The following is a 22,349-nucleotide window of genomic DNA, read 5'->3' as shown; positions in this document are numbered from 1 at the left end:
TGTAATCTGCCTGCGGGATTGTCCCGACCCCAAAAAGGCAGACAGGATTCATGACAAAAAAAGCAAAAATTGTCCTGCTTGCAGGTGGCCTTCTCTTTGGAGGCGCACTGCTTCCCTCCCACACGCCCGCACACGCCAGAACAGTGCATTTTACCCCGGATACAAACAGCGCTGTGGTTTCCGGCACTGTGGAAGGAACGGAGATGATCCCGTTCCGGCTGGCTCTGCGCGAGGGGCAGCGGCTGGATGTGCAGTGCCATTCCCGCAAGAAGGGGATCTTCTTTGTCGTCAAAGACCCGACCGGCGCTGTGATTTATAAGAGTGCGGAAAGCCCGCAGCCCGACAGGTGGACCGGGCAGGCCAGTGCGCCCGGCCGGTATACGCTGGCGGTCTACCAGCAGCACCCGGCCACCCGTAAGGGCCAGACGGCGTTTTTCCGGCTGCATCTTACGGTTGCGGAAGCCTCAGCCGCCGGTTTTCTCCCGTAACGCGGCCAGCGCCATTGTGGTGGCGTGCGTCAGCGGTGCGGGCAGGGCAGTCAGCGGGAACCAGTCCAGACCGCCATGTTTGTGCGGTTCCTGCACACGCGCCTGCCCGGTAAAGCCGGACACGGTATAAACAGGGGCAACCCAGTGCGTGCCCGCAACCGCGTCAATCTGGTCCACAACACAGAGCAGGGCTGGCTGGTGGATCACCAGCCCGGTTTCCTCCAGAACTTCCCGCGCAACGGCGGCGGGAACGGTTTCAAACGCATCGACCTTGCCGCCCGGCAGGCCCCAGCACCCGGCTTCCGGCGCGCGCAGGCGGCGCAGGAGCAGAATGCTCCCCTCCTGCAAAATCAATGCGCCACAGCCTAGTCGGGGTTCTCTCATTCGGCGGGTCCTTCTGGTCCGGGGGTGGAGTGCCCTGCATATCCCGCTGCGGACTTTTACAAAACAGTGTGGTACACCCCCACCCTGCGGTGCGGGCAAAAAACTGCCTGACACGGGAGCGGGGCGAGACAGGAAGGCAGGGTGCGGACATGACGGTGGGGGAAACTTTCAAGGCTCTTCTGGACCGGGCCAATGAGAGCATTGCTGTCAAAATGACCATGCTGTTTGGCAGCATCTGGTGCGTGTACGTGTTTTTTGTGTTCTCGCTGATCCCGGTTCTGGTGCCGCAATGGCAGAATACCCTGCTCTATATCAGCAACTGTATCCAGCTTGTCGCGTTACCAGCGCTTATGGTGGGCAATGCCGTGCTGAGCCGGGGCGCGGACAAGCGGGCGGCGGAAGACCATCAGGCGCTGCTGGAAATCCTGTCAGATGTGCGGGAGGAACTGGCGGACCTGAAGGATCGTACCGCAGGCCTCGCGCAAAGCACATCGGAAGCGCTGCAACGGCCTGAGCTGGAAAACGTGTCCATTTCCGACCAGACTTTTGTGGATGTGGAAGGCCAGAACAGCCGCGTGACGGACTGACTGGTGACGGACTAAATGGTAACTGACTGGCTGGCGACTGACGGGCTGGTGACTGACTGACGGTCTGGCAGACCCGCCTGCGGGGCCTGCCGGAAAAATAGAACGGGCCGTTTCCGGCATGCAGGAGGCAGGCTTTTGCGGGAGTGCTGCGCATGACGTCTCTGGGCCTTTTCGCGCTGGTTATTGGACTGGCTTCTCTTTTTGCCCTGCTGAATGAGCGCCTGCTCCGGCTGCCGCTGACCATTGGTATTCTGGTGTTTTCCCTGCTTGCTGCGGCCCTGCTGCTGCTGGCGGAGGCTGTGCTGCCCGGTTCTGGCGCGGCACAGGCGCGTGCCCTGCTGGCGCAGATTGACCTGCCGCACACCTTGCTGGATGGCGCGCTGGCCTTCCTGCTGTTTGCCGGGGCGCAGACGGTGGATGTGCGGGCCTTATGGGGGCGCAGATACTCCGTGCTGGCGCTGGCCGTGCTGGGCACGCTTCTGGCGGTTCTGCTGTTTGCAGGCGGGATCTGGGGCGTTTTTGGCCTGCTGGGCTTTTCCATCTCCTTTCCATGGTGTGTGGTGCTGGGTGCTATTCTGGCCCCGACAGACCCTGTCTCCGTAGTGGGGATGCTGCGGCGGCTGGGGCTGCCCGGCCCCATACAGGCCCTGTTTGCGGGGGAAAGTCTGCTGAATGATGGCGTGGGCGTGGTGATTTTTACCGTAGCCCTCAGCGTGGCGATTGATGGTGGCTCGGCCCATGCCACCCGCCTTGCGGAAGCCTTTATGTGGGAAGTTGGCGGGGGCCTGCTGGTGGGGCTTGCGGGGGGTGGTCTGGCGCTGGCGGCGTTACGGGCCGTGCGCGATCATCATGTGGAACTGCTGATCTCTCTGGCACTGGCCAGCGGGGTCTACAGCGGTGCCGCCGCGTGGGGCATGTCCGGCCCGATTGCGGTTGTTGCGGCGGGGCTGATGCTCGGCGCACCCGTTGCGCAGGCGGCGCTGACACCGCAGGGCCGGATGGACCTCGCCGGGTTCTGGAGCCATGTGGATGAGGTTCTGAACGCCCTCCTGTTTGTTATTATCGGGCTCCAGCTCGTGGCCCTCAGCTTTGCCCTGCCGGTTGTTGCGGCCGCCTGTATCGCGCTGCCGCTGGCGGTGCTGGTGCGCGGGACCAGCGTGCTTCTGGCCACACTCCCCCTGTATGTTCTGCGCAGGGAGCGTCTGGGTGTGCTGGCGGTGCTGACGGGCGGCGGCCTGCGGGGCGGTATTTCTCTGGCGCTGGCCCTCAGCCTGCCCGCCGGGCCGGAGCGGGAGCTGCTTTTGTGTGTCAGCTATAGTGTTGTTGTGTTCACCATTCTTGTACAGGGCATGACCATTCAGCCACTGGTGCGGAAATTTTATCCGGTCGGCCAGACCGGAGCAGAGAAAGGATAAACCCTGATGCGGGTGTGCGCTCACGCACGGCAGATCTTGCTGGCCACTGTTGTTTTTTCGGGCGTGCTGCCCGTTGCCGCCCGTGCACAGGCAGCAGGGGAGGAGACGCAGGCCCGCAGCCCGGTGGCGGAGCGTGATGTGCAGCAAAGCGCTCCGGCAACGTCCTCCCGGCGTGCGCGGGCCGGGAAGCTCGGCCATGTAGCAGCCGGTCACGCAGCAAAAGGGTCGGGTGGTGTGCGCGCCGGAAGGGGTGTTCAGGCGCACCCGGCCGCATCCGGCCCGGTGCAGGCGCAGGGGGCGGAGCATGTGGACGTGCATGCGGACCCTGTGGCGCTGCACGCAGGCGGCGGGCTGCTGCGGCCGCAGGATGCGCCAAAGGCGATCAGCGTTGTGGGGGCGGATTTTATCGGGCGGCAGGCTCCGTCCGCCACGGCGTTTGATCTGGTGGCTCTGCTGCCGGGGGCCAATGTGGCCTCGTCCGACCCGCTGGGTTTTTCTCCCCAGACCAATATTTCCGTGCGCGGCCTGAACGGGGATGCCATTGGCTATGTGCTGGAAGGCGCACCGCTGAACGATATTGCTTATTACACCGGCTACCCCAGCCAGTTTGCCGATAGTGAGAACTATGACAGCATTGCCCTCCAGCAGGGGGCCGCGGATCTGGACAGCCCGGTGTTGAACGCGGCAGGCGGGCTGATGAGCCTGCGCTTCCGCACCCCGGCGGAAAAGGCCGGGGGGCAGGTGGATATCTCCTATGGCTCCTATGACACCAACCGCGAATATATCCGGCTGGAGAGTGGCGAGATTGGCAAAACCGGCCTGCGCGGCTTTGTCTCTTACTCCCACGCGGCCAGTGATAACTGGCGCGGGCCGGGGCGGGATGTGCGCCAGCATGTGGACTTCAAGCTGCAAAAGGACTGGGGGCGGGGGAACACGGTCTCGCTCCTCGGCTCATGGAATCAGGCGATTGACAGTTATTACCAGCAGGTTTCCAAAGAAAGCTGGGCGCAGGACGGGATTCACGGCGCGAATAATCTGGCCCGGCGCTATGATATGACCAATGCGGCGGCGGGCACGGATTACTGGCGGTTGTATCGCCAGCCCGAGCGCACGCTCTATCTGGCCGCGCCGGTCAGCCTGCATCTGGCGCATGGCCTGACGCTAAAAGCCACGCCCTACGCGCAGGGCGCTTATGGCAACGCCCCCGGCGGCACGCAGATCCCGACGTCCGGCCTGTATAACGGCACCCAGCCTCTGGCGGATGCCCTGACGCTGCCCAGCACGCAGGATGGCTGGGCGACTGTCCGGGCGGATTATACCCAGCGCAGCTACCGTTCCGGCTTTACCGCCGCACTGGACTGGAAGCGCGGCGTGAATGATCTGGTGCTGGGTTACTGGTATGATTATTCCGACGATACTGAAAAGCAGCAGTTTACCGCTGTGTCCGATGGAGGATATGCCGCCAATATCTGGGGCAATGGCGGGGTGAGCGGCATCCATCTGTCCGATGGGTCTCTGTTGCTGGGCACCAATAACCACACCGTGACGCAAACCAATGCGCTGTTTCTGGGTGACCGGCTTTCCCTGCTGCATGACCGGCTTTTGCTGACGGCAGGCTTTAAGGAAGTGATGATGACGCGCACCGGCACCAACGCCATGCCGGGTGCGGCCTATCATGCCAACACCAACAGCGCGGTGCCGCTGCCGCGTCTGGCGGCGCGTTTCCAGATTACGCCGCATCATCAGGTGTTTTTCAGTGCGACCACCAATTTCCGTACCCCTGCGGAAACAGCGTTGTATGATGTGTTTGACCCGACCTCCGGCCAGACGGAAAGTAAGGGCAGCACGCATGTCAAAAACGAATATTCCATCTCGGAAGAGCTGGGTTACCGCTACGCGGATGATCGGTTTGTGGGCAGCGTCACGCTGTTCAACTACAATTTTACAAACCGGCAGGTTGCAACGCTGATTTCAGAAAACGGCTCTTTTGTGCAGTCCACCATGAACGCGGGCGGGCAGACCAGCCGGGGCGTGGATGTGGAGTTTGGCCTGCGCCCCTGGCATCACCTCAGCCCGTATGTTTCGGGCGAGTATCTGCACGCCACCATTGATAATGATATTGAAACGAACGGAGACCTGCTGCCCACACGCGGCAAAACCGCCGTGCGCAGCCCGACACTTCAGGCAGCGGCAGGCCTGACGTACGATGACGGGCACTTTTTTGGCACAGCGACCGTCAAATATACCGGCCACCAGTATGCGACGTTCATGAATGATGAGCGCATGTCGGACCATGTGACAGGCAATCTGGCCGTGGGTTACCGGCTGGCGGATGTGGCGATGCTGCACAAGCCGGAATTCCGCATGAATTTTATCAATATCAGTAACCAGCATTACCTGTCCGGCGTGGCGGACCCGACGCTGAACGCAAAGGACACGACGGGCCGTTACGGCACAACTCTTGCGGGCAGTGCGCCGGATTATTACGTGGGGGGCGGGTTTGCGGCCTTGTTTACCGCCTCTACAGGGTTCTGAGAGGCATGTCCGGTCTGCCGTCCCGCCTGCTGCGTGATCAGCCCTCCGAAGCCTCTTCGGCCCAACTGCCTGCGGTGGTGTCTGGCGGGGCGGGTCACCCCGGCGCACCCGGCCAGTTTGGCGTGCATGGCGTGCAGGAAAAGCGGGACTGGCCGCCGCTGACGGAGGCGGAAGTGGCGTCTGTGCTGGCGCATTATCCCGCCCTGCCGCCGGTTGCCGCGATCCTCTGGCACAGTATGCGCCCCTTTTCCGCCGCCGGGATTGTGCAGATGCAGGGGGCATTTCCGGAAACCGTTGTGGTCAAACGCCACCATGCGCAGTTGCGCAGCGTGGCAGCGCTGGAGGCCGAGCACGCCTTTATGCGGCATCTTGGCGCGCGGGGGCTTTCGGTCAGCACAGTGTTGCGCACTGGTGGCGCTGGCAACGGCGCATCTGCGCTGACGCAGGGCCAGTGGACGTATGAGGTTTTTCTGCCTGCGCAGGGCGAGGATCTGTACCGGGAGACCATGTCCTGGCAGCCCTACCAGTCTTTGGACCATGCGCGGGTGGCGGGGGCGGAACTGGCGCGGTTGCATAAGGCGGCGGAGGGGTTTGAGGCTCCGGCGCGGGGGGAGGCCTGCCCGCTTGTCTCCAGTATGGTGGCGGTCGGGCAGGAGGATTTTTTGCCCGCATTGCGCGCATGGGCTGTGCGGCAGCCGGGGCTGGCGCAGCAACTGGCTGGCCGGGCGTGGGAGCAGGATGTGCAGGCGGCGCTGGGCCCGTTTCATGCCGTCCTGCGTCCGCTGCTCGGCGCGGTTAAACCCTGCTGGGGGCACGGTGACTGGCATGGTTCCAACCTGCTCTGGGCGCCGGGGCCTGCCGCCGGGATATGCAGCGTCCTGGATTTTGGCATGGCGGACCGCACCTGCGCGGTGTTTGACCTTGCCGTGGCGCTGGAGCGCAGCGGGGTGATGTGGCTGGATCTGTCTGGCCCGGATGTGGTGGTGTATCCGCAGATACAGGCGCTGCTGGAGGGCTACCAGAACGTGCGGCCCCTGAGTGCGGCGGAACGCGCCCTGCTGGTGGCGTTTCTGCCGCTGGTGCATGTGGAGTTTGCGCTCTCGGAAGTGGCGTATTTTGGCACGTTGCTGAAGGATGCGGCCTCGGCGGAGGTTGCCTATACGGAGTATCTGCTGGGCCATGCCCGCTGGTTTGCCGGGGATAAAGGCCGCGCCCTGCTGGACTGGCTGCCTGCGGCGCTGGCTCGTGGTGCGGCTGCTGCACCATGAGCCTGACAGAACTGTTTGCCGTGCTGTTCAGTGCCGCGGGGGTGTGGCTCACGGGCCGCAGAGCCATGCTGTGCTGGCCCGTCATGCTGGTGGCGTCCCTGCTGTATGGCGTGGTGTTCTGGCAGGCGCATCTCTATGCGGATACGGGGTTGCAGGGCGTGTTTGCAGCGCTTTCCCTTTATGGCTGGTGGGGCTGGCTGCGGGGCGTGCGGGACGAGGGCGCGGTGCAGATTGTCCAGCCCTCCCGTGCCACTGTGCTGCGTGGCGTGGCGCTGAGCCTTGCCGCCGGGCTGCTGATGGGGGCAGTCCTGTTCCGCTGGACGGATGACCCCAACCCCGTGCTGGATGCGCTGCTGAGTGTGTTCAGCGTGCTCGGGCAAATCTGGATGGCCCGCCGCTATCTGGCCTGCTGGGTGGTCTGGGTGGCGGTGGATATCGTCTACACGGCGTTGTTTGTGATGCGTGATCTGTATCTGACGGCAGGCCTCTATGCCGCTTTTGTCGTGCTGGCCGTTATGGGGTGGACCCAGTGGCGGGCTGCGGCACGCAAGACCGGGGCTAATCCTGCCGGTTAATCGGCTGTCACCTGCGGGGGCGTGTGTCGGGCAGCATACGCGTGAGCATTAGCGTGGCGTATGGTCAGAAACGGGCTGGCTGGGCAGAGTGTAGGTAATTGTGGTCTCGATATCATAATGCCCGAGTGAACCATTCTTTTTTATAATGGCATCTGGTACGGCCGGCATCTGCTGTCCCGCGAAAAGAGCGATGGTTGCTCTGTCCAGATCAGCAAAGCCTGTGGATTTTTCAAGTCTCACGCTTTTCACAGAGCCTGCTGCATTTATCACAACATAGACGCTGCATGACCCCTGCTCTCCGGCCTGTCTGGCGTTGTCCGGGTAAATTTGTCTTGCATGAATCCAGTCCATCACATGTTTGCCGTAAGCCTGCATGTCCGCAGAGGCGGGGGCAGGATGTGGTGCCGGAATCAGGCTATAATGTGCTGTGAGCTTCTGCGGGGTATCTGCGCTGCTGGTGTAGAGCGCCCTGATGAAAATTGTATAGCGCAGATCTGGAAAAATCCCAGGCAGAGCAGGGAGCGTGGCGTTTTGGAAGGTGCCGGTTGCCGCGGCATCCAGATAAAAATTACCAGTTGTGCTGTGGCGTCTCAAGGCATGCACATGGCCTGCCTTGTCGATATCAAGAGACAGGAGCACTGTGCCGGGCGGGCAGTGCTCCTGCACACAGGCGTCGGGGATGTAAATTTTGCGGTTCATCCACCGTGCCAGACTGTGTCTGTAGGATGCGTTTTCCGCAAGACGCAGGTTTTGCTCATCCGAGGCGGTGGCAGGTGTTGAGGCTGGTATAGTCTGCGCCTGTGCCTGCACAGGGAAGAATGCGGCAGCCGTAACGGCCAGCAGAAGGCTGGCGGTTATTCCGGAGAGGAGCGTGCGGCTCAGGGAATGTGTCAGGCACTGTTGGGGCGTCATACGGAAATCCTGAAACGAGACGAACCCTGCATGCGCAGGGAAAGAAGGAACCACATCGCCTTCTACAAAATTCTGGAAGCCTCGCCCATTGTGTGCTCCGCAGCGAGTGCCCTGATTCTGCTCCACGCGCGAGGGTGCAGGCAGGGTGGCGCAGGGGGTGTGTTGTAAGGAAGCCGCAGAAATCCGGCATTCCAAGATAAGTCGCCTCTCGTACTTGACAATAATTCTCATTATCACGTAAGCGCCGCGTATCGGTAACGTATGTGTGGGCAGCAAGGTAGCTATGAGAATTTCGCGCTCTGTGACGGGTGTGCTCCCGGCGGTTTTACTGGCCGGGGCCTCCATATCTTCAGGTGCCGCGGCGGAAACGCTGCCTGTGGCGGAACGTCAGTCTGATACGGATAACACCGACAGTAAGGAGAAAGGGCGCAAGGCCAGCGCCCGGCCGGAGGTGGTGGTTGTTACGGCAACCGGGCGCTCCAGCGCCTCGGCCTCCACTAAAACCCGTACGCCCATTATCGAATCCCCTCAGACAATTTCCATTGTCAGCCGGGAAGAAATTGAACTGCGCGCGTCGCCCACCATTGCGGATGCTCTGTCCTACACGGCCGGGGTGCAGGCCGAACCGTCCGGGATTGATAGCCGCGTGGATGAAGTATCTGTCCGTGGGTTTGGCGCGGGTGGGTTTTCCTCCAACAATAACTTTGTGGATGGTCTGCGCCTGCCCTCTGGCGGGCAATGGACCCGTACCTCGTTTGACCCGTTTGCGCTGGAACAGATTGAAGTGCTCAAAGGCCCGTCTGGCGCGCTGTATGGCCAGACGGCGCCGGGCGGGGTGGTCAACCTTGTTACCAAACGCCCGACGGCCAAAAGTGAGGGCGAGTTCTTTGTGCAAGGCTCCGGTTTTACCAACCTGAATAACGGACAGGGTCAGGCTTCGGGCGATGTGTCCGGCAAGCTGAATAAGAGTGGCACGGTCATGGGCCGCGTGGTGGCGCTGGCGCGGTATGGCGGCACGCAGGTCAACAGCGTGAACACCGGGCGCTATTACATCTCCCCCAGCCTGACATGGCAGCCGACGGTCAATACAAAATGGACGTTGCTGGCCCAGTACCAGCGTGATCAGGGTGGTTCCACCTTCCAGTTCCTGCCTGCCACCGGCACGCTGTATCCGTCACATGGCCGGTACATCAAAAACGATGCGAATATCGGTGAGCCGGACTGGGATACGTTTGACCGCAATCAGGCGCTGATCGGCTCCTTTTTAGAGCACAAATTCAGCAAATATCTGACGGTGCGCAACAACACGCGCTACACCTATCTGGATACGCTCTACCGCGCCACCGTGCTGTCGGGCGATACGCTGAGCAAATGCGCCCCGACCATCAAAGGCTGCGTTGCGGGTGAGACCGTGAACCGCCGCGCCGTGGAAGGGCGCGGGCGCTCACAGGGGGTTGCGACCGATACGCAGATTGAAGGCCATGTGATGACAGGCCCGGTGCGGCATCTGCTCCTTGCCGGGACAGACTATTTTTATACCGACTGGAATCATGACCGCGATCTGGTCAGTTCCTCTCTGGTTCTGCCGATGCTGAATATTTTTGACCCGCAGTCCCGCGGGGCGGCCGGGTATAGCCGGGCGCTTTCTCCGCAGGTTTATACCTCCACGGAAAGCCGCCAGAATGGCATCTATTTTCAGGATCAGCTTAAATTTGATCGTCTGCGCGTCACCATTGGCGGGCGGCAGGACTGGGCGCGGGATGATACGCTGAATATCCTGACAAAAAAGCGGTATGTGACAAAATCCAACGCCTTCACTTGGCGCGCGGGCGGTGTGTATCTGTTTGATAACGGGCTGGCTCCGTATTTCAGTTACGCGCAGTCCTTCCAGCCGCAGGTGTCTGACCCGTCCAGCGCGCGGGATGGACTGCCCTTCAAACCCACCAAGGGTGACCAGTATGAAGCCGGGCTGCGCTACCAGTACGGCAAAAGCATTTATATCACCTTTGGTGGCTACCAGATCACCCAGACCAACATGACCACGCCGGACCCGGAAGGCACCATGTGCGGCACCGCCACCTGCCTTGTGCAGACGGGCAAGGGCCGGGTGCGCGGTCTTGAGTTGGAAGGGCGCGCAAACCTTGTGTGGGATACATCGGTTATCTTCACCGGCACCCGTAGCGATGCTAAAATTACGCGCTCGAATTACGCGGCACAGGTGGGCAATTATCTGCCACAGGCCCCCAAATGGATGGCGTCCCTGTTTGTGGACAAGCGTTTCCGCTCCGGCTTTTTGAGCGGGGTAGGGGCTGGCGGCGGCGTGCGCTATACAGGCCATAGCTATGGCGATACCGCCAATACGCTTTCCATCCCCGGCTATACGGTGTTTGACATGTTCCTGCGGTATGATTTTGGGGAGGCACGGCCCCAGTGGAAAGGTCTGACTTTCTCCATCAATATGCGCAACATCGCCAATAAACGCTTTGTCGCGACCTGCACGGCGGTTTCAGCCTGCTATTACGGGCAGGGGCGGAGTGTGATCGGTCGTCTGGAATATCGCTGGTGACTTCGTCTCTTTTCAGCATCATTCTCTGTGTTCTGGCCGTTCTGTGCAGCATGGCGGCGGGGGTGAGTGTTTATCTCACGGCCGCGCGCCAGTTGCTGCTGCGTCAGGCTCTGCCTGCAAAAACCGGGCTGGGTCTGGCAGCGGGACTTGCCGTGGCGGCCCTGTGGCTGTTCTGCCAGAATGTTGCGGTAGTAACAGCAGTTTTCGCGCTGGTGGTGGTGCTGATGACTGTCTGGTCTCTCCTGCCGCTCTGTGTGGCGCTGGCGCGACGGGGGGAAGAGACATCATGAGCCGGGACGGAAAGACCTTCAGCACGGATCAGTGGGTTTCTAAAGTTCTGGCGGCGGTTCTGCTGGGCGTGGTTCTGGTGTGTGGCCTGATGGGCGTTGTCGGGGTGCTGAGCCAGACCGACGGCAGCCCGCGTTCCGCCTCCGGCCAGTATCTGATGTGGATGGCGGCACTTGTGTGGAGCATGTTGCTCAGCGTGTGTTTTCTCTTCCGCTCCGGGCGTCAGGCATGGGGTGTTCTGGCTGTGGCCAGTGCTGTGGTGTGGGGCCTGTTTTTTGTGTTGCGGAGTGTGCTGGCATGAAACTGCGTGCGGATTTTGTGCAGCTTTACCGCGATGTTCATAGCTGGGTCGGGATTATTGCCGGGCTTTTTCTGTTTGTGGCGTTTTATGCCGGGGCTGTCACCATGTTTGAGGAACCGCTGCAAAGCTGGGCCTCAGCCCCAGTCGCCCTCCCGCCGCCTGTCAGCCTTGAGCGCACGCCGGAGCTTTTGCAAAAAGCACTGGCCGTCCATCCGGAAGCCCGGACGGATTACACGATTGCCGTGACACCGGAAGACGCTCAGCGGGGCCGCCTGACGTGGGACGGCAGCGGCGGTCAGGTGCACCATGCGCCAACGCAGGTGATGGCGGCGGGGCTGGATGCAGAGGGCAACCTTGTTGTAGTGCCCAGAACGCCTTCTGACGCCGCACGGTTTGTGGATGTTCTGCACCAGCAGGTCGGGCTGCCTTTGCCGCATACACCCGCCATGATTCTGATGGGCATTGTGGCGCTGCTTTATGCCATTGCCCTTGTGTCCGGTGTAATTGCCTATCTGCCTGCTCTGGTCAAAACGCTGTTTGCGGTGCGTCTGGGCCAGAGTGTGCGCAAACGCTGGCTGGATTTGCATAATCTGCTGGGGCTGTTTTCTCTGCCGTTCCATCTGGTTATGGCAGTTTCCTCAGTGGTGTTTGCGTTTCATGGCCAGATTTTTGCCATTGAACATCTGTTATTTCCCGCCCCGGTGGCAGGGCAGCATGGTGGCATGCAGGGCGGCAGGCATGGTGGCGGCCCCGCCGGCCACGGTCATGGTCCCGCTGGCGGGCGGGACGCGCAGAGTGCGGCTGTAGTAACCAGCGCCGCGGGCGCATCCGCGCCTGTGGTGCCGGGTCTGCCGCCTGTTCTGGCACCAACGGACATTCTGGCTCTTGTGACGCGGCAGGCGCCGGGGTTTGTGCCGGAAGTGCTGAATTATATGCAGCTTGGGCATGGGAAGGATGTTGTCCGGGTGTTCGGGTATGATGCGCGGTACCCCACGCGCGGCCCGACGGGTGGCTTTATGGTGCTGAATTCCCGCACCGGGGCGGTGCAGTCCGGTGAGTATATGCCGGGGCATCAGCCTGCAAAATTTGCGATTCTGACAAGCTTTTTTGCCCTGCATTTTGGTAGTTTTGGCGGCGCACCCGTGCGCTGGGGCTATGTGGTGCTGGGGCTGGCCGGGGCGTTTCTGTTTTATACGGGCAACCAGTTGTGGATTGTCAGCCGCAGGCGGCGGGAGCGGCAGAGCGGTGACGTGGTGGAAACACGTGGCACCAGACTGCTGGCGGCGTTAACAACAGGCTGCACCACGGGCTGCGTGGCCGGTATTTCCGCCGTGTTCTGCGCGGTGCCGGTGCTTCCGTTTGGGGGCACCTATGGCGCGGTTTCTGCTGTGTATTACAGCGTGTTCTGCCTGTTTGTGGGGGCGGCTTTCTGCCTGCCGGGCCAGCGCGGTATTCGGCTTCTGCTGGGGGCTGCGGGGGGTGTTACGGTTTGCGTCCCGCTTATGCTCTGCCTGCACGGCGCGCATTTGCTGCGCACGCCGGAGGGGTTGAGTGTCGCGGGGATGGCCGCGCTGCTGAGCGCCTTCCTGTTTGCCGGTGCGGTGAAGCATACGCGGGAAATCTAGAAAAACCCTGCGGCAGACCGGAGGGGCACGCCCCCTACTTGCTGCCCAGAGCGATCATGAAAAGCACAACGGCGGTGACACCGGTGTTATACAGCGCATGACAGGCGGCGGTCGTCCAGAAGGGGCTGCCGCGCCGGGATTTTGTGGTCAGGTAATAGCAGGCAAAAAAGCAGACGGAACCGCTTAGCCCCACATCCAGCGCCACTGGCCAGTTGCGCTGCGGGGCAACGCCGCTGCCGCTGGTATGGTGGTCCAGAGTGAAGAGCAGGGTCGTCGTTACAAACGACAGCCCCCACACCCAGAGCCGGTTTTTGAGAAAATGCTGGAAAATCCGGTGCGGCAGGAAAAAGAAAATAAAAGTTTCCATGACCGGGGCGAGCAGTAACGCCGAAAAAATAAAAAACGGCAGAGAGGATGGGTTGGGTGTGTTATCGGTTGCCCCGAAGACGGACAAAATCATCAGCCCCAGCGGGCAGATAACTGCCTGCGCCAGCAGACAGCGCAGGCAATAAAACCAGTTGATGGAAAAGCGGCTTTCTGCCTGCTCAGGGTTGCCAGTTTGCGCGGGCGTGTTCGTCGGTGCTGGTGCTGGTGCTGGTGCTGGTGCTGGTGCTGGTGCTGGTGTCGGCGTGGTGTCTCCTGTGGTCTGGTCCGGGGTGGTCATGCGGGTGGCCTTCTGGGTCAGGAGAAAATGATGGTCCGGTGGCCGTTGAGCATTACACGCTGCTCTACATGCAGTTTGACGGCGCGGGCCAGCACCTGAGATTCCACGGAGCGGCCCGCCGCAACATAATCCTCTGCCGAGAGGCTGTGGGTGACGCGGGCGGTTTCCTGCTCAATAATCGGGCCTTCATCCAGATCCGGGGTGACGTAATGGGCGGTGGCGCCAATCAGCTTCACGCCACGGGCATAAGCCTGATGGTACGGCCGTGCGCCCTTAAAAGACGGCAGGAAGGAATGGTGAATGTTGATGATGCGGCCATTCATCTCGGTAGAAAACGCATCGGACAGCACCTGCATATAGCGCGCCAGCACAATCAGATCGGCGCTGGTTTCCGCCACAAGGGCGCGCAGGCGGTCTTCCTGCTCCGCCTTGTTCTCCCGGTTTACCGGCCAGTAATAATAAGGGATGCCTGCCTGTGCGGCGGTGGTGGCGCTATCCTGATGGTTGGAGACAATGGCCACAATTTCGGCCCGCAGCCAGTTGACGCGCACCTGATACAGCAGGTTGAGCAGTGCGTGGTCAAACCGGGACACCATGATGATCAGGCGCGGCAGCACGGCTGCATCATGCAGCCGCATGGTCATGCTGAAGCGGGCGGCGACCGGGGCCAGACAGGTCTGGATTTCCGCAAGGCCGCCGGGCGCGGGCGCGGTAAAGGCCAGCCGCATGAAGAGCTGCCGGGCTGCCTGATCACTAAACTGGTGGGTTTCCAGAATGTCCGCGCCTTTTTCCGCCAGAACGGTGGAGACAGCGGCCACAATGCCCGGCTGGTCGGGGCAGGAAAACGTCAGAATAAAATGCATGGCGCGTCGGCGGTCCTTGTAGCGGCAGCGCCGCCGGAGGATGGCAGCGCGCGGGAGGGCACGGAGTGTGCCAAGGCCCGCGCCATCCGGCAACCGGCACCGGACGCGCCGCGCCATGCAGGCTGTATGCCGGTGGTGTGCCAGTGGTGTGGATGACTCGCCTCTTTTCCGAATCGCGAGACCTGAGGGACACGGAAAAGAGTCAATCATAAAAATGTAAAAAAAGCTCTGAGGCGCAGAAAACTGCGCTTTACAGGGGAGTGTGGGCCGGAAGCCCCCTGCGGTTTATCCACAGAAGCCGGGGAAAGACTGTGGGAAAACTCTGTGGATAGTTTTGTGCAATGCTGACAGACAATGCATTCTTGTCACGTTTCCCGGTTTGTTCTGTTCCTTCAGGCGGAACGCTCCCGCAGGTAGGCGGCCAGCACCACGGCCTCGTTCTGCTCGGTGTTTCTGGCCCCGAACAGCAACGTCATCGGGCCTTTGCGGGCCAGGGTTTCAAGCTGCTCCACACAGGCGGGGTTGGCATCCAGTTCGGCCCGGTAGCGCTGGCAGAAGCCCTCCCAGCGGGCCGGGTCATGGCCGAACCACTCGCGCAACGCGGTAGAGGGCGCAATATCTTTCAACCACAGGTCGAGTGCGGCGCGCTCCTTGCTCACCCCGCGCGGCCACAGGCGGTCCACCAGAACGCGGGTGCCATCTGTGGGGGAGGGGGCGTCATACACCCGGCGGACCTGAATGCCCGCACCATGCCGGGCAGCGGAAGGGAGATGTGCGTCAGAATGAGCAGACATTCAGAATATCCTTTACGGTTGAGATCGTCCTGTTTCAGGCCGCGTGCAGAGCGTCTTCCAGCGTGGTGGCGGAGCCGAACACTTCATGCCGCAGCCGGTCCGCCGGAACACCGGCCGCGCTCAGGCCGTTGATCATGTCCTGCATAAAGCTTTCCGGCCCGCAGATGTAGTAAAGCGCATCCGCCGGGGTGTTGGCGCGTACCCATTCCGGCGTAATGCGGCCCGTATGAGCCGTGGTGCCGGTGGTGCTGAGGGACGCGGCCTCTTCCGCGCTGCCGTGCGTGTAGAAAATGTCAGCCCTGACCACGCCTCTGGCGGACAGATCCCGCACCAGCGGGCCGAATGCTTCCGTCTGCGGGTTATGCGTGCCGTGGATGTACTGCAAGGGCGCACCCATGCCTGCCGGGCAGCCGAGCGATGCGGCCGCGGCGGCAGCAGCGCGGGTTTCCAGCATGGCGATAAACGGTGTCAGGCCCACGCCAGCGCTCAGCAGCACAACCGGAGCGGACGGGTGGCCGGGCTGCGGAGCGGGCAGCGTGAAGGAACCCGCCGGGGCTGACACCTGCAAGTCCGTGCCAGCCTGTGCGCTGTCATGCAGCCAGCCGGATACCAGCCCGTTGTCCGCCTTCCGGACGCTGATACGATAGCTCTGGCCGTTGGGGGCGGAGGAAATGCTGTAATTGCGCCGCTGGTTGCCGTGGCCCGGCACCGTGACGGAAAAGCTGAGATACTGGCCCGGCTTATGCGCCATGACTGGCTTGCCGTCCGTTGGCACCAGATCATAGGAGGTCACGCAGGCGCCCTCCTGTGTGCGGCTGCGGATGGTGAAGGTCCGCCAGCCTTCCCAGCCACCGGGGGCATCCGCATGGGCTTTGTAAATCTGGCTTTCCCGGCTGATCAGTACATCCGCCAGAAAACCGTAGGCTTTGGCCCATGCGTCCATGATGTCCGGCGTGGCGGCATCCCCCAGCACATGCGCAATGGCCCCCAGCAGGGCGCGGCCCACATAGGGGTAGTGTTCGGGCAGGATGTTCAGCCCGACATGCTTTTCGGCAATGCGTTCCACCATGCCGCCCAGCGCGCCAAGATTATCAATATTGCGGGCATAGGCCAGCACGGCCAGCGCCAGTGCCGTGGGCTGGGTGCCGTTTTTCTGGTGAGCACTGTTGAACAGGGCGCTGATGGCGGGGTCTGCCAGCAGGCGTTTGTACATTTCCGTGGTGATGGCCAGACCGTGTGCTTCCAGAGCGGGAACGCAGGCGGTGACGATGGCGCGGGTTTTGTCGTCGAGCGGGGTGGCCATGAACGGCTCCTGTTTAATAAGATGTATATTTCATACACCTTATAGAGCGCTGGCAAAAAACCTGTCAACTGGGGTACAGATGGCGGAATGCGCCTGACCCTGTACACAGATTACGCCCTGAGAACGCTCCTCTACCTTGGAGGCCACGCGGGCCGCCGTGTGTCCATCCGGGAGGTGGCGCAGGCTTATGGCATTTCAGAAAATCATCTGGTGAAGGTGATCCATCATCTGGGCCGGGGCGGCTTTGTGGATACGCTGCGCGGGCGGCATGGTGGCCTGATGCTCTCCCGCCCGCCGGAGCAGATTAACCTTGGGGATGTGGTGCGCCATACGGAAGACGATATGGCGCTGGTGGGCTGTATGGTCCCGCCCGGCAGGGAAGGCAACCGCGCGGGGGAGCGGTGTGTTCTGGCTCCTGCCTGCACCCTGCGCGGGGTACTGGGGGAGGCGCTGGGTGCGTTTATGGCGGTGCTGGATGGCCAGACGCTGGCCGATCTGCTGCGGCCTTTTGAGATAAAAACAGTGCAGGCCATTACGCCGGAGGGCGAAAAAAGGGTGCCAGAAAGCATAATGGAGAACGCACTAGAGAGCGCACCAGACAGCGCACCAGACTCCGCAAAAAAGGCGGACTGAACGCCCGGCACCCGCGCGATCTGTCTCATGAGACGCAGCCGGGTCTTTTAAAATGGAATGAACGGATTAAAACCCGGAACGCCTCCCCGGATCTGCGGGCGGCGCAAAAGAAGGGTTGTCCGTTTTCTCATGCTGCATTTCACGCCAGATTCCCCTGCGTCCCTCATCGCTTTGCTGCTCTGTGGGCTGCTGGTCTGCGTGTTTGAGTTTGTGAACGGCTTTCATGATACCGCCAATGCCGTGGCGACGGTCATTTACACGCGCTCACTCCGCGCGGGCACGGCAGTTGTTCTGTCAGGCGCCATGAATTTTCTGGGTGTGCTGATGGGCGGATTGAGCGTGGCCTATGCCATGGTGGAGCTTTTGCCGCCGGACGTGCTCTCCCCGCCGGACGGCACGCCTGCGGTGCCCATGCTGCTCTCCCTGTTTGGCACGGCACTCGTCTGGAATGTGCTGACATGGCGGGCGGGTATCCCCAATTCCAGCTCACACTGCGTCATTGGTGCCATTGTGGGGGTGGCGATTGGCGATGCGCTGGTGCACGCGCGCAGCCTGCGTGACGGCGTGGACTGGCATCAGGTCACTAAAGTTCTGGAGGCGCTGGCTGTCTCCCCGCTGCTGGGGCTGATTGGAGCGGCCCTGTTTTATCTGGCCTTGCGCGCGGTGGTGAAAGATCCGGCTTTGTATCAGCCCCCCAAAGGGCATGAACCCCCGCGTGGCTGGGTGCGCTGGCTGCTGGTGGCAACATGCAGCGGCGTCAGTTTCTCTCATGGGAATAATGATGGCCAGAAGAGTATTGGCCTGATCATGCTGGCAGTTGTCGGGCTGATGCCAGCGCTGTATGCGTTAAACCCGCAGGAGGCGCACCGGCTGCCACTCTCTGTGCCGCAGGCAACGCAGATTGAAAATCTGCTGAACCAGTATGACCATAATGGCCTTCGCGTGGACGCTCTGGCCGCCGCTACCCGCCTGAAAGCGGACAGTGAGGCGGCTCAGGCCAGGGAGAAAAAACCTTCCGGAGAACCTGCTGCCGGAGCAGGCGATGCCGCGACGCAGGGGGCGTTACGGTACCGCGTGACGCAGCGCGCGGATGTGTTTGAAGTTCTGGCCGGGCTGAAGCAGGTTGAGCATGGGGCTACAGCCCCGCAGGCAGAGCGTGCGCAGGCAAAGGCTCTGCGCCAGACCATTCAGCCAGTAGTGGAGTTTGCGCCCTGGTGGGTGCGGTTGCTGAGTGCTTTATGCCTCAGCCTTGGCACCATGATTGGCTACAAACGCATTGTCCGCACGCTGGGTGAAAAAATCGGCCGCACCCATTTAACGCCCGCGCAGGGGGCATCCGCAGAGCTGGTTGGTGCAGGCCTGATTTTAACGGCTGGCTACACCGGCCTGCCTGTCAGCACCACGCATATCATTACCGCAGGCATTGCGGGCAGTATGATTGGCGCAGGCAGCGGTGTGCAGGGCGGCATGGTGGGGCGCATTGCGCTGGCATGGCTTGCCACCCTGCCTGTGACAATCCTGATGGCGGCGGGGCTGTTTTATCTGTTGAGTACGTGATCTCACATAAGGTTTTCAGGATGACGTCCTGTTCCTTTATTACGCTGAGCGACGTTCCGTGATTGACAGGCCTTTGTAGAAAAGCAGGCCGCACATCCCATGTGGTGCCGGTCTGGAATCCGGGACGGAAGACTGTATCCTCCGGCTCATGGTACGCTGTCCGCGCATAAGTGGTCAGCGCGTGCTGAGTGGGACCGAAGCTGTAATCGCTGATGGCGTTCCGTTGGAGGGGGCTTAGGGAGCGTTTGCCCGGCATGAAGTATTCATAGAACAAAATAATGATTTTAGTAAATTATATCTTGGTCTTTTGAATACTGAATTTTTCGCGGAGGCGTTGAATGTCTGCGCATGGATGCGGGTCTAGGCTCCTGCACCTCTGACCCTTAAGCATCTTCTATGACGAATCTGATAAGAGTTATTAATTTGAATAATCTATTTATGCGTTGACCCTAACTATATCCACACATATATAGTCGACTCCAGGCAGAACAGAGCGCTCTGCCGGAGGGAGGATGGTATTCTCTGACAGAGCAAGGATTTTTTGAAAATTTTCCCTTCTGCTAGAAGTTGATCGGTCTGTTTTTGTCGGTCAGAGGGGCACTGGTAAGGCAGGTTGTTCTGCTTTGTCAGACGTATGCCGCATGCGCGGTTGCGTGCCCTTTTGCCTGATTTTCCATTGTTTACGAGGTAAAAATGGCGTACGCGACAACAAACCCCTACACAGGGGAAGTTCTTGCCACTTTCCCTGAAGCCACAGATCAAGAGGTGCAGACAGCACTTTCCAACGCTTATTCAGCGTTTGAGACATGGCGTGATACCCCGTTTGCAGAACGTGCACGCATCATGACGGCCGCTGGCGCCATTCTGCGCCGTGATGTGGACAAGTATGCCGCACTCGGCACGCTTGAAATGGGTAAAACGTTTGAGGAATCAAAGAAAGAAGTCATTCTTTCTGCGGAAATTTTTGAATATTACGCGAAATATGCAGAAGAACTGCTGAAGCCGGAAAACCTGCCGGTTGCAGATCCTGCTGAAGGAAAAGCCGTTCTGGTGCATGAACCGCTGGGTATCGTGTTTGCCATTGAACCGTGGAATTTTCCTTTTTATCAGGTTGTGCGGATTATCGCGCCGCAGCTTTCAGCCGGCAACGCTGTTCTGCTGAAACATGCGTCCAATCTGCCGCAATGTGCCGCGGCCTGTGAAGAACTGATGAAGGAAGCCGGACTGCCGGCAGGGCTGTTCCGCAATCTTTATGCTGCGCGGTCTCATACGGCTCTGATCCTGAATGACCCGCGCGTGTGCGGCGTTGCGCTGACCGGCTCTGAAGGTGCTGGCACGATTATTGCTGGCGTTGCTGGTAAAGCTTTGAAAAAAGCAACCATGGAACTGGGTGGCGCAGACGCTTTTATTGTTCTGGACGACGCAGACGTAGAAAAGGCCGTCAAATGGGCCGTTATCGGGCGCCACTGGAACGCCGGGCAGGTTTGCGTCTCCGCTAAACGTCTGATTGTGGCTGATGCGGTTTATGATCGCTTCCTTGAGCTTTACAAAAAAGGCGTTGCCGAACTGAAAGCGGGTGACCCGATGGACCCGGCCACGACGCTGGCGCCTCTGTGTTCTCAGGGTGCGGTGGACGATCTGCATAATCAGGTCACGGCCGCCATCAATCATGGTGCCAAGGTTGAAGTCATTGGGCCGGAAGTTCCCGGTAAAGGCGCTTTCTTCCGCCCGCTGCTGATGACCAATCTGCACGGTGATAATGAAGCACGGCATTGGGAATTCTTTGGCCCTGTAACACAGCTTTACCGCGCCAAAGATGAAGATGATGCTATCCGTATTGCCAATGATTCACCTTACGGTCTTGGCGGTGCGGTCTTCACCAAAGACGAGGCGCGTGGTGCCCGTGTGGCGGCTAAGATCCGCACGGGGATGGTGTTCATCAACCATCCGCTGGTGCCTAAGGCTGATCTGCCATTTGGTGGGATTGCCCGGTCCGGCTATGGCCGTGAACTGATCGGTCTGGGGATCAAGGAGTTTGTGAACCATAAACTGATCAACACGGTTGATATCGACGCACCGTTCTGATCAGGACTGCCAGCAGGTGTCTTACCGGACGTCTGCTGGCATTTCTTTTCGTGCTCATAAAATCTAAATAAACATTGAAATACATGTTGTTTATAGAATTTTACAGAAATTCTCCCATAGAAAATTCCTGCAAAACCGATCTTCTCCGGCTTACTCCCTGAAAGAGGCTTGTGAAACTGATGGCATCCAAATCTGAAATTCTGATCGTCGGTGGTGGTGTGGCAGGACTGGCCCTTGCAACCCGTTTGGGAAAAACGATTGGAAGGCAGGGAAAAGCCCGTATTACCCTGATTGACAAGAGCTTCTCCCATGTATGGAAACCCATGCTGCATTGCTTTGCCGCAGGGACTGTCCTGAATGAGAATGATCGGATCAGTTTTATCTCGCAAGCCAGCAGCCATCATTTTGAATTCTGGCCCGGAGAAGTAATTTCGGTAGACCGCACCAAGCGGGAAGTGGTTTTAAGCTCCCTTCATGCTTCAGATGGAACAAAGGTGCTGGAAAGCCGGACCCTGAAATATGACGCCATTATTCTTGCTGTCGGAAGTTGCGCAAACGATTTTGGAACGCCGGGTGTGGCTGAACATTGCCTCTTTATTGATAACCTGATTGAGGCCAATTCTTTCAATGAAAAATTCAGGATGGAAATCCTGAAATCCTTTGCCAATAGCTCAAAGCTTGATATCGCGATTGTCGGTGGCGGCGCAACCGGAACGCAGCTTGCAGCGGAACTCCATAAATCGCTTGAAATTGTTGACCCGCTGAGTTTGCACGCATTCGGGAAAGCCCCGCCGAAGCTGAGTGTCACACTGTTGCAGTCTGGCCCGCGTATTCTGCCCGCTTTCCCTGAATCTGTTTCCATTGCGGCTCAGAAAGAGCTTGAGCGTCTGGGTGTGACAGTCCGCACGTCTTCCCGTGTTGCTGCCGCCGATGCAACGGGCTTTGTGTTAAAAGATGGCTCCCATATTACAGCCACCCTGCGCGTCTGGGCGGCAGGGGTTAAAGCGCCAGACGTGACAAAAGCCTATGGAGGGCTTTCTCTGAACCGTTCTGGCCAGATTATGGTGAAACCTAATCTGAGTTCTGTTGATGATGACAGAATTTTTGCGATGGGAGATTGTTGCTTTATTGAGGAGGAGCCGTTACCCGCAACGGCGCAGGTGGCCCGCCAGCAGGCCCGCCATCTTTCACAGCATCTCCCAGCATGGCTGGAACATGGGACGGAGATTCCCTCCTGTATTTTCCACAATAAAGGGGCGATTGTTGCTCTCGGGAATTACAATGGATGGGCCGCTCTGCCTGGTGGCACAGTACTGGGCGGCGGCATCATGCATGGGCTTTCAGCCCGCCTTGGGCATATTATGCTCTATAGAAAGCATCAGATTGAACTGTTTGGCTATTTCCGGGGGATGGCTTCTATCCTTGCAGACTGGATAGAAGCCATTATCAGACCTCCCGTTCGGCTGGACTGAAATCTATTGAGAAGGTCAGGTTTAGGGTTCAGCC

General features: G+C 60.0%; 20 protein-coding genes. 14 read left to right on the top strand and 6 right to left on the bottom strand.

Features of this window, described 5'->3' with window-relative positions:
* Nucleotides 1–50: 50 nt before the first annotated feature.
* Nucleotides 51–488, top strand: a complete 438-nt coding sequence (locus tag JK199_RS13455) for a hypothetical protein (RefSeq protein ID WP_077931129.1) — start codon at nucleotides 51–53, stop codon at nucleotides 486–488.
* Here the strand turns inward: JK199_RS13455 and JK199_RS13450 are convergent.
* Nucleotides 465–872: an NUDIX hydrolase gene (locus JK199_RS13450; RefSeq protein ID WP_212376892.1), complete on the bottom strand. Its 408-nt coding sequence runs from the start codon at nucleotides 870–872 to the stop codon at nucleotides 465–467. The genes JK199_RS13455 and JK199_RS13450 overlap by 24 nt on opposite strands.
* A 149-nt stretch (nucleotides 873–1,021) precedes the next feature.
* Between JK199_RS13450 and JK199_RS13445 the strand changes: the two genes are divergently transcribed.
* The 5 genes from JK199_RS13445 to pnuC all read left to right on the top strand — a co-directional run bounded on the left by JK199_RS13445 (nucleotide 1,022) and on the right by pnuC (nucleotide 7,252).
* The gene (locus JK199_RS13445; RefSeq protein ID WP_086656588.1) at nucleotides 1,022–1,459 is read left to right on the top strand and encodes a hypothetical protein; all 438 of its coding nucleotides are present in this window, start codon (nucleotides 1,022–1,024) and stop codon (nucleotides 1,457–1,459) included.
* Between the two features lie 152 nt (nucleotides 1,460–1,611).
* A complete protein-coding gene (locus tag JK199_RS13440; protein ID WP_212376889.1) occupies nucleotides 1,612–2,874 on the top strand; it encodes a cation:proton antiporter in 1,263 nt (420 codons plus the stop codon).
* A gap of 6 nt (nucleotides 2,875–2,880) precedes the next feature.
* Nucleotides 2,881–5,409 carry a TonB-dependent receptor gene (locus JK199_RS13435; protein ID WP_212376886.1) on the top strand — a complete coding sequence of 843 codons (2,529 nt, stop codon included), beginning with the start codon at nucleotides 2,881–2,883 and terminating at the stop codon, nucleotides 5,407–5,409.
* A 5-nt stretch (nucleotides 5,410–5,414) separates the two neighbouring features.
* Complete coding sequence (locus JK199_RS13430) at nucleotides 5,415–6,677, top strand: phosphotransferase enzyme family protein (protein WP_212376883.1); 1,263 nt, start codon at nucleotides 5,415–5,417, stop codon at nucleotides 6,675–6,677.
* Nucleotides 6,674–7,252 carry a nicotinamide riboside transporter PnuC gene (pnuC, locus tag JK199_RS13425; protein ID WP_212376880.1) on the top strand — a complete coding sequence of 193 codons (579 nt, stop codon included), beginning with the start codon at nucleotides 6,674–6,676 and terminating at the stop codon, nucleotides 7,250–7,252. Before JK199_RS13430 ends, pnuC begins: the two co-directional genes overlap by 4 nt.
* A 48-nt stretch (nucleotides 7,253–7,300) precedes the next feature.
* Here the strand turns inward: pnuC and JK199_RS13420 are convergent, their stop codons facing one another.
* A complete protein-coding gene (locus JK199_RS13420) occupies nucleotides 7,301–8,164 on the bottom strand; it encodes an energy transducer TonB (protein WP_212376877.1) in 864 nt (287 codons plus the stop codon).
* A gap of 283 nt (nucleotides 8,165–8,447) precedes the next feature.
* Between JK199_RS13420 and JK199_RS13415 the strand changes: the two genes are divergently transcribed.
* Genes JK199_RS13415 through JK199_RS13400 form a run of 4 tightly spaced genes read left to right on the top strand, consistent with a single transcriptional unit; the run spans nucleotide 8,448 to nucleotide 12,944 of the window.
* Complete coding sequence (locus JK199_RS13415; protein ID WP_212355723.1) at nucleotides 8,448–10,730, top strand: TonB-dependent siderophore receptor; 2,283 nt, start codon at nucleotides 8,448–8,450, stop codon at nucleotides 10,728–10,730.
* Nucleotides 10,727–11,020: a hypothetical protein gene (locus JK199_RS13410; RefSeq protein ID WP_212376874.1), complete on the top strand. Its 294-nt coding sequence runs from the start codon at nucleotides 10,727–10,729 to the stop codon at nucleotides 11,018–11,020. The genes JK199_RS13415 and JK199_RS13410 overlap by 4 nt, the downstream gene beginning before the upstream one ends.
* The gene (locus JK199_RS13405) at nucleotides 11,017–11,319 is read left to right on the top strand and encodes a hypothetical protein (RefSeq protein ID WP_212376871.1); all 303 of its coding nucleotides are present in this window, start codon (nucleotides 11,017–11,019) and stop codon (nucleotides 11,317–11,319) included. Before JK199_RS13410 ends, JK199_RS13405 begins: the two co-directional genes overlap by 4 nt.
* Nucleotides 11,316–12,944, top strand: a complete 1,629-nt coding sequence (locus JK199_RS13400) for a PepSY-associated TM helix domain-containing protein (RefSeq protein ID WP_212376868.1) — start codon at nucleotides 11,316–11,318, stop codon at nucleotides 12,942–12,944. Before JK199_RS13405 ends, JK199_RS13400 begins: the two co-directional genes overlap by 4 nt.
* A gap of 34 nt (nucleotides 12,945–12,978) precedes the next feature.
* Here JK199_RS13400 and JK199_RS13395 read toward each other — a convergent pair whose 3' ends face one another.
* From JK199_RS13395 to hmpA, 4 genes are all read right to left on the bottom strand, one after another.
* Nucleotides 12,979–13,608: a CPBP family glutamic-type intramembrane protease gene (locus JK199_RS13395; RefSeq protein ID WP_212376865.1), complete on the bottom strand. Its 630-nt coding sequence runs from the start codon at nucleotides 13,606–13,608 to the stop codon at nucleotides 12,979–12,981.
* A 17-nt stretch (nucleotides 13,609–13,625) separates the two neighbouring features.
* On the bottom strand, nucleotides 13,626–14,471 hold the full coding sequence (purU, locus tag JK199_RS13390; protein ID WP_025827330.1) for a formyltetrahydrofolate deformylase: 846 nt from the start codon (nucleotides 14,469–14,471) through the stop codon (nucleotides 13,626–13,628).
* Between the two features lie 392 nt (nucleotides 14,472–14,863).
* Nucleotides 14,864–15,265 carry a DUF488 domain-containing protein gene (locus tag JK199_RS13385; RefSeq protein ID WP_212376862.1) on the bottom strand — a complete coding sequence of 134 codons (402 nt, stop codon included), beginning with the start codon at nucleotides 15,263–15,265 and terminating at the stop codon, nucleotides 14,864–14,866.
* A 34-nt stretch (nucleotides 15,266–15,299) separates the two neighbouring features.
* The gene (hmpA, locus tag JK199_RS13380; RefSeq protein ID WP_212376860.1) at nucleotides 15,300–16,568 is read right to left on the bottom strand and encodes an NO-inducible flavohemoprotein; all 1,269 of its coding nucleotides are present in this window, start codon (nucleotides 16,566–16,568) and stop codon (nucleotides 15,300–15,302) included.
* An 87-nt stretch (nucleotides 16,569–16,655) separates the two neighbouring features.
* Here hmpA and JK199_RS13375 point away from each other — a divergent pair, with 87 nt between their 5' ends.
* The 4 genes from JK199_RS13375 (at nucleotide 16,656) to JK199_RS13360 (ending at nucleotide 22,315) form a co-directional block, all read left to right on the top strand.
* Complete coding sequence (locus tag JK199_RS13375; protein WP_212376857.1) at nucleotides 16,656–17,201, top strand: RrF2 family transcriptional regulator; 546 nt, start codon at nucleotides 16,656–16,658, stop codon at nucleotides 17,199–17,201.
* Nucleotides 17,202–17,330: 129 nt separating this feature from the next.
* On the top strand, nucleotides 17,331–18,758 hold the full coding sequence (locus tag JK199_RS13370; protein WP_212376854.1) for an inorganic phosphate transporter: 1,428 nt from the start codon (nucleotides 17,331–17,333) through the stop codon (nucleotides 18,756–18,758).
* A gap of 693 nt (nucleotides 18,759–19,451) precedes the next feature.
* The gene (locus JK199_RS13365; protein ID WP_077931145.1) at nucleotides 19,452–20,843 is read left to right on the top strand and encodes an NAD-dependent succinate-semialdehyde dehydrogenase; all 1,392 of its coding nucleotides are present in this window, start codon (nucleotides 19,452–19,454) and stop codon (nucleotides 20,841–20,843) included.
* A gap of 179 nt (nucleotides 20,844–21,022) precedes the next feature.
* Nucleotides 21,023–22,315: an NAD(P)/FAD-dependent oxidoreductase gene (locus JK199_RS13360; RefSeq protein ID WP_077931146.1), complete on the top strand. Its 1,293-nt coding sequence runs from the start codon at nucleotides 21,023–21,025 to the stop codon at nucleotides 22,313–22,315.
* Nucleotides 22,316–22,349: the final 34 nt, after the last annotated feature.

Origin of the sequence: Acetobacter persici (assembly GCF_018256955.1) — a bacterium.
Taxonomy (GTDB): Bacteria; Pseudomonadota; Alphaproteobacteria; order Acetobacterales; family Acetobacteraceae; genus Acetobacter; species Acetobacter persici.
Note: the sequence above shows the minus strand (reverse complement) of the source record. Positions and strands in the feature narration are given on the sequence as shown.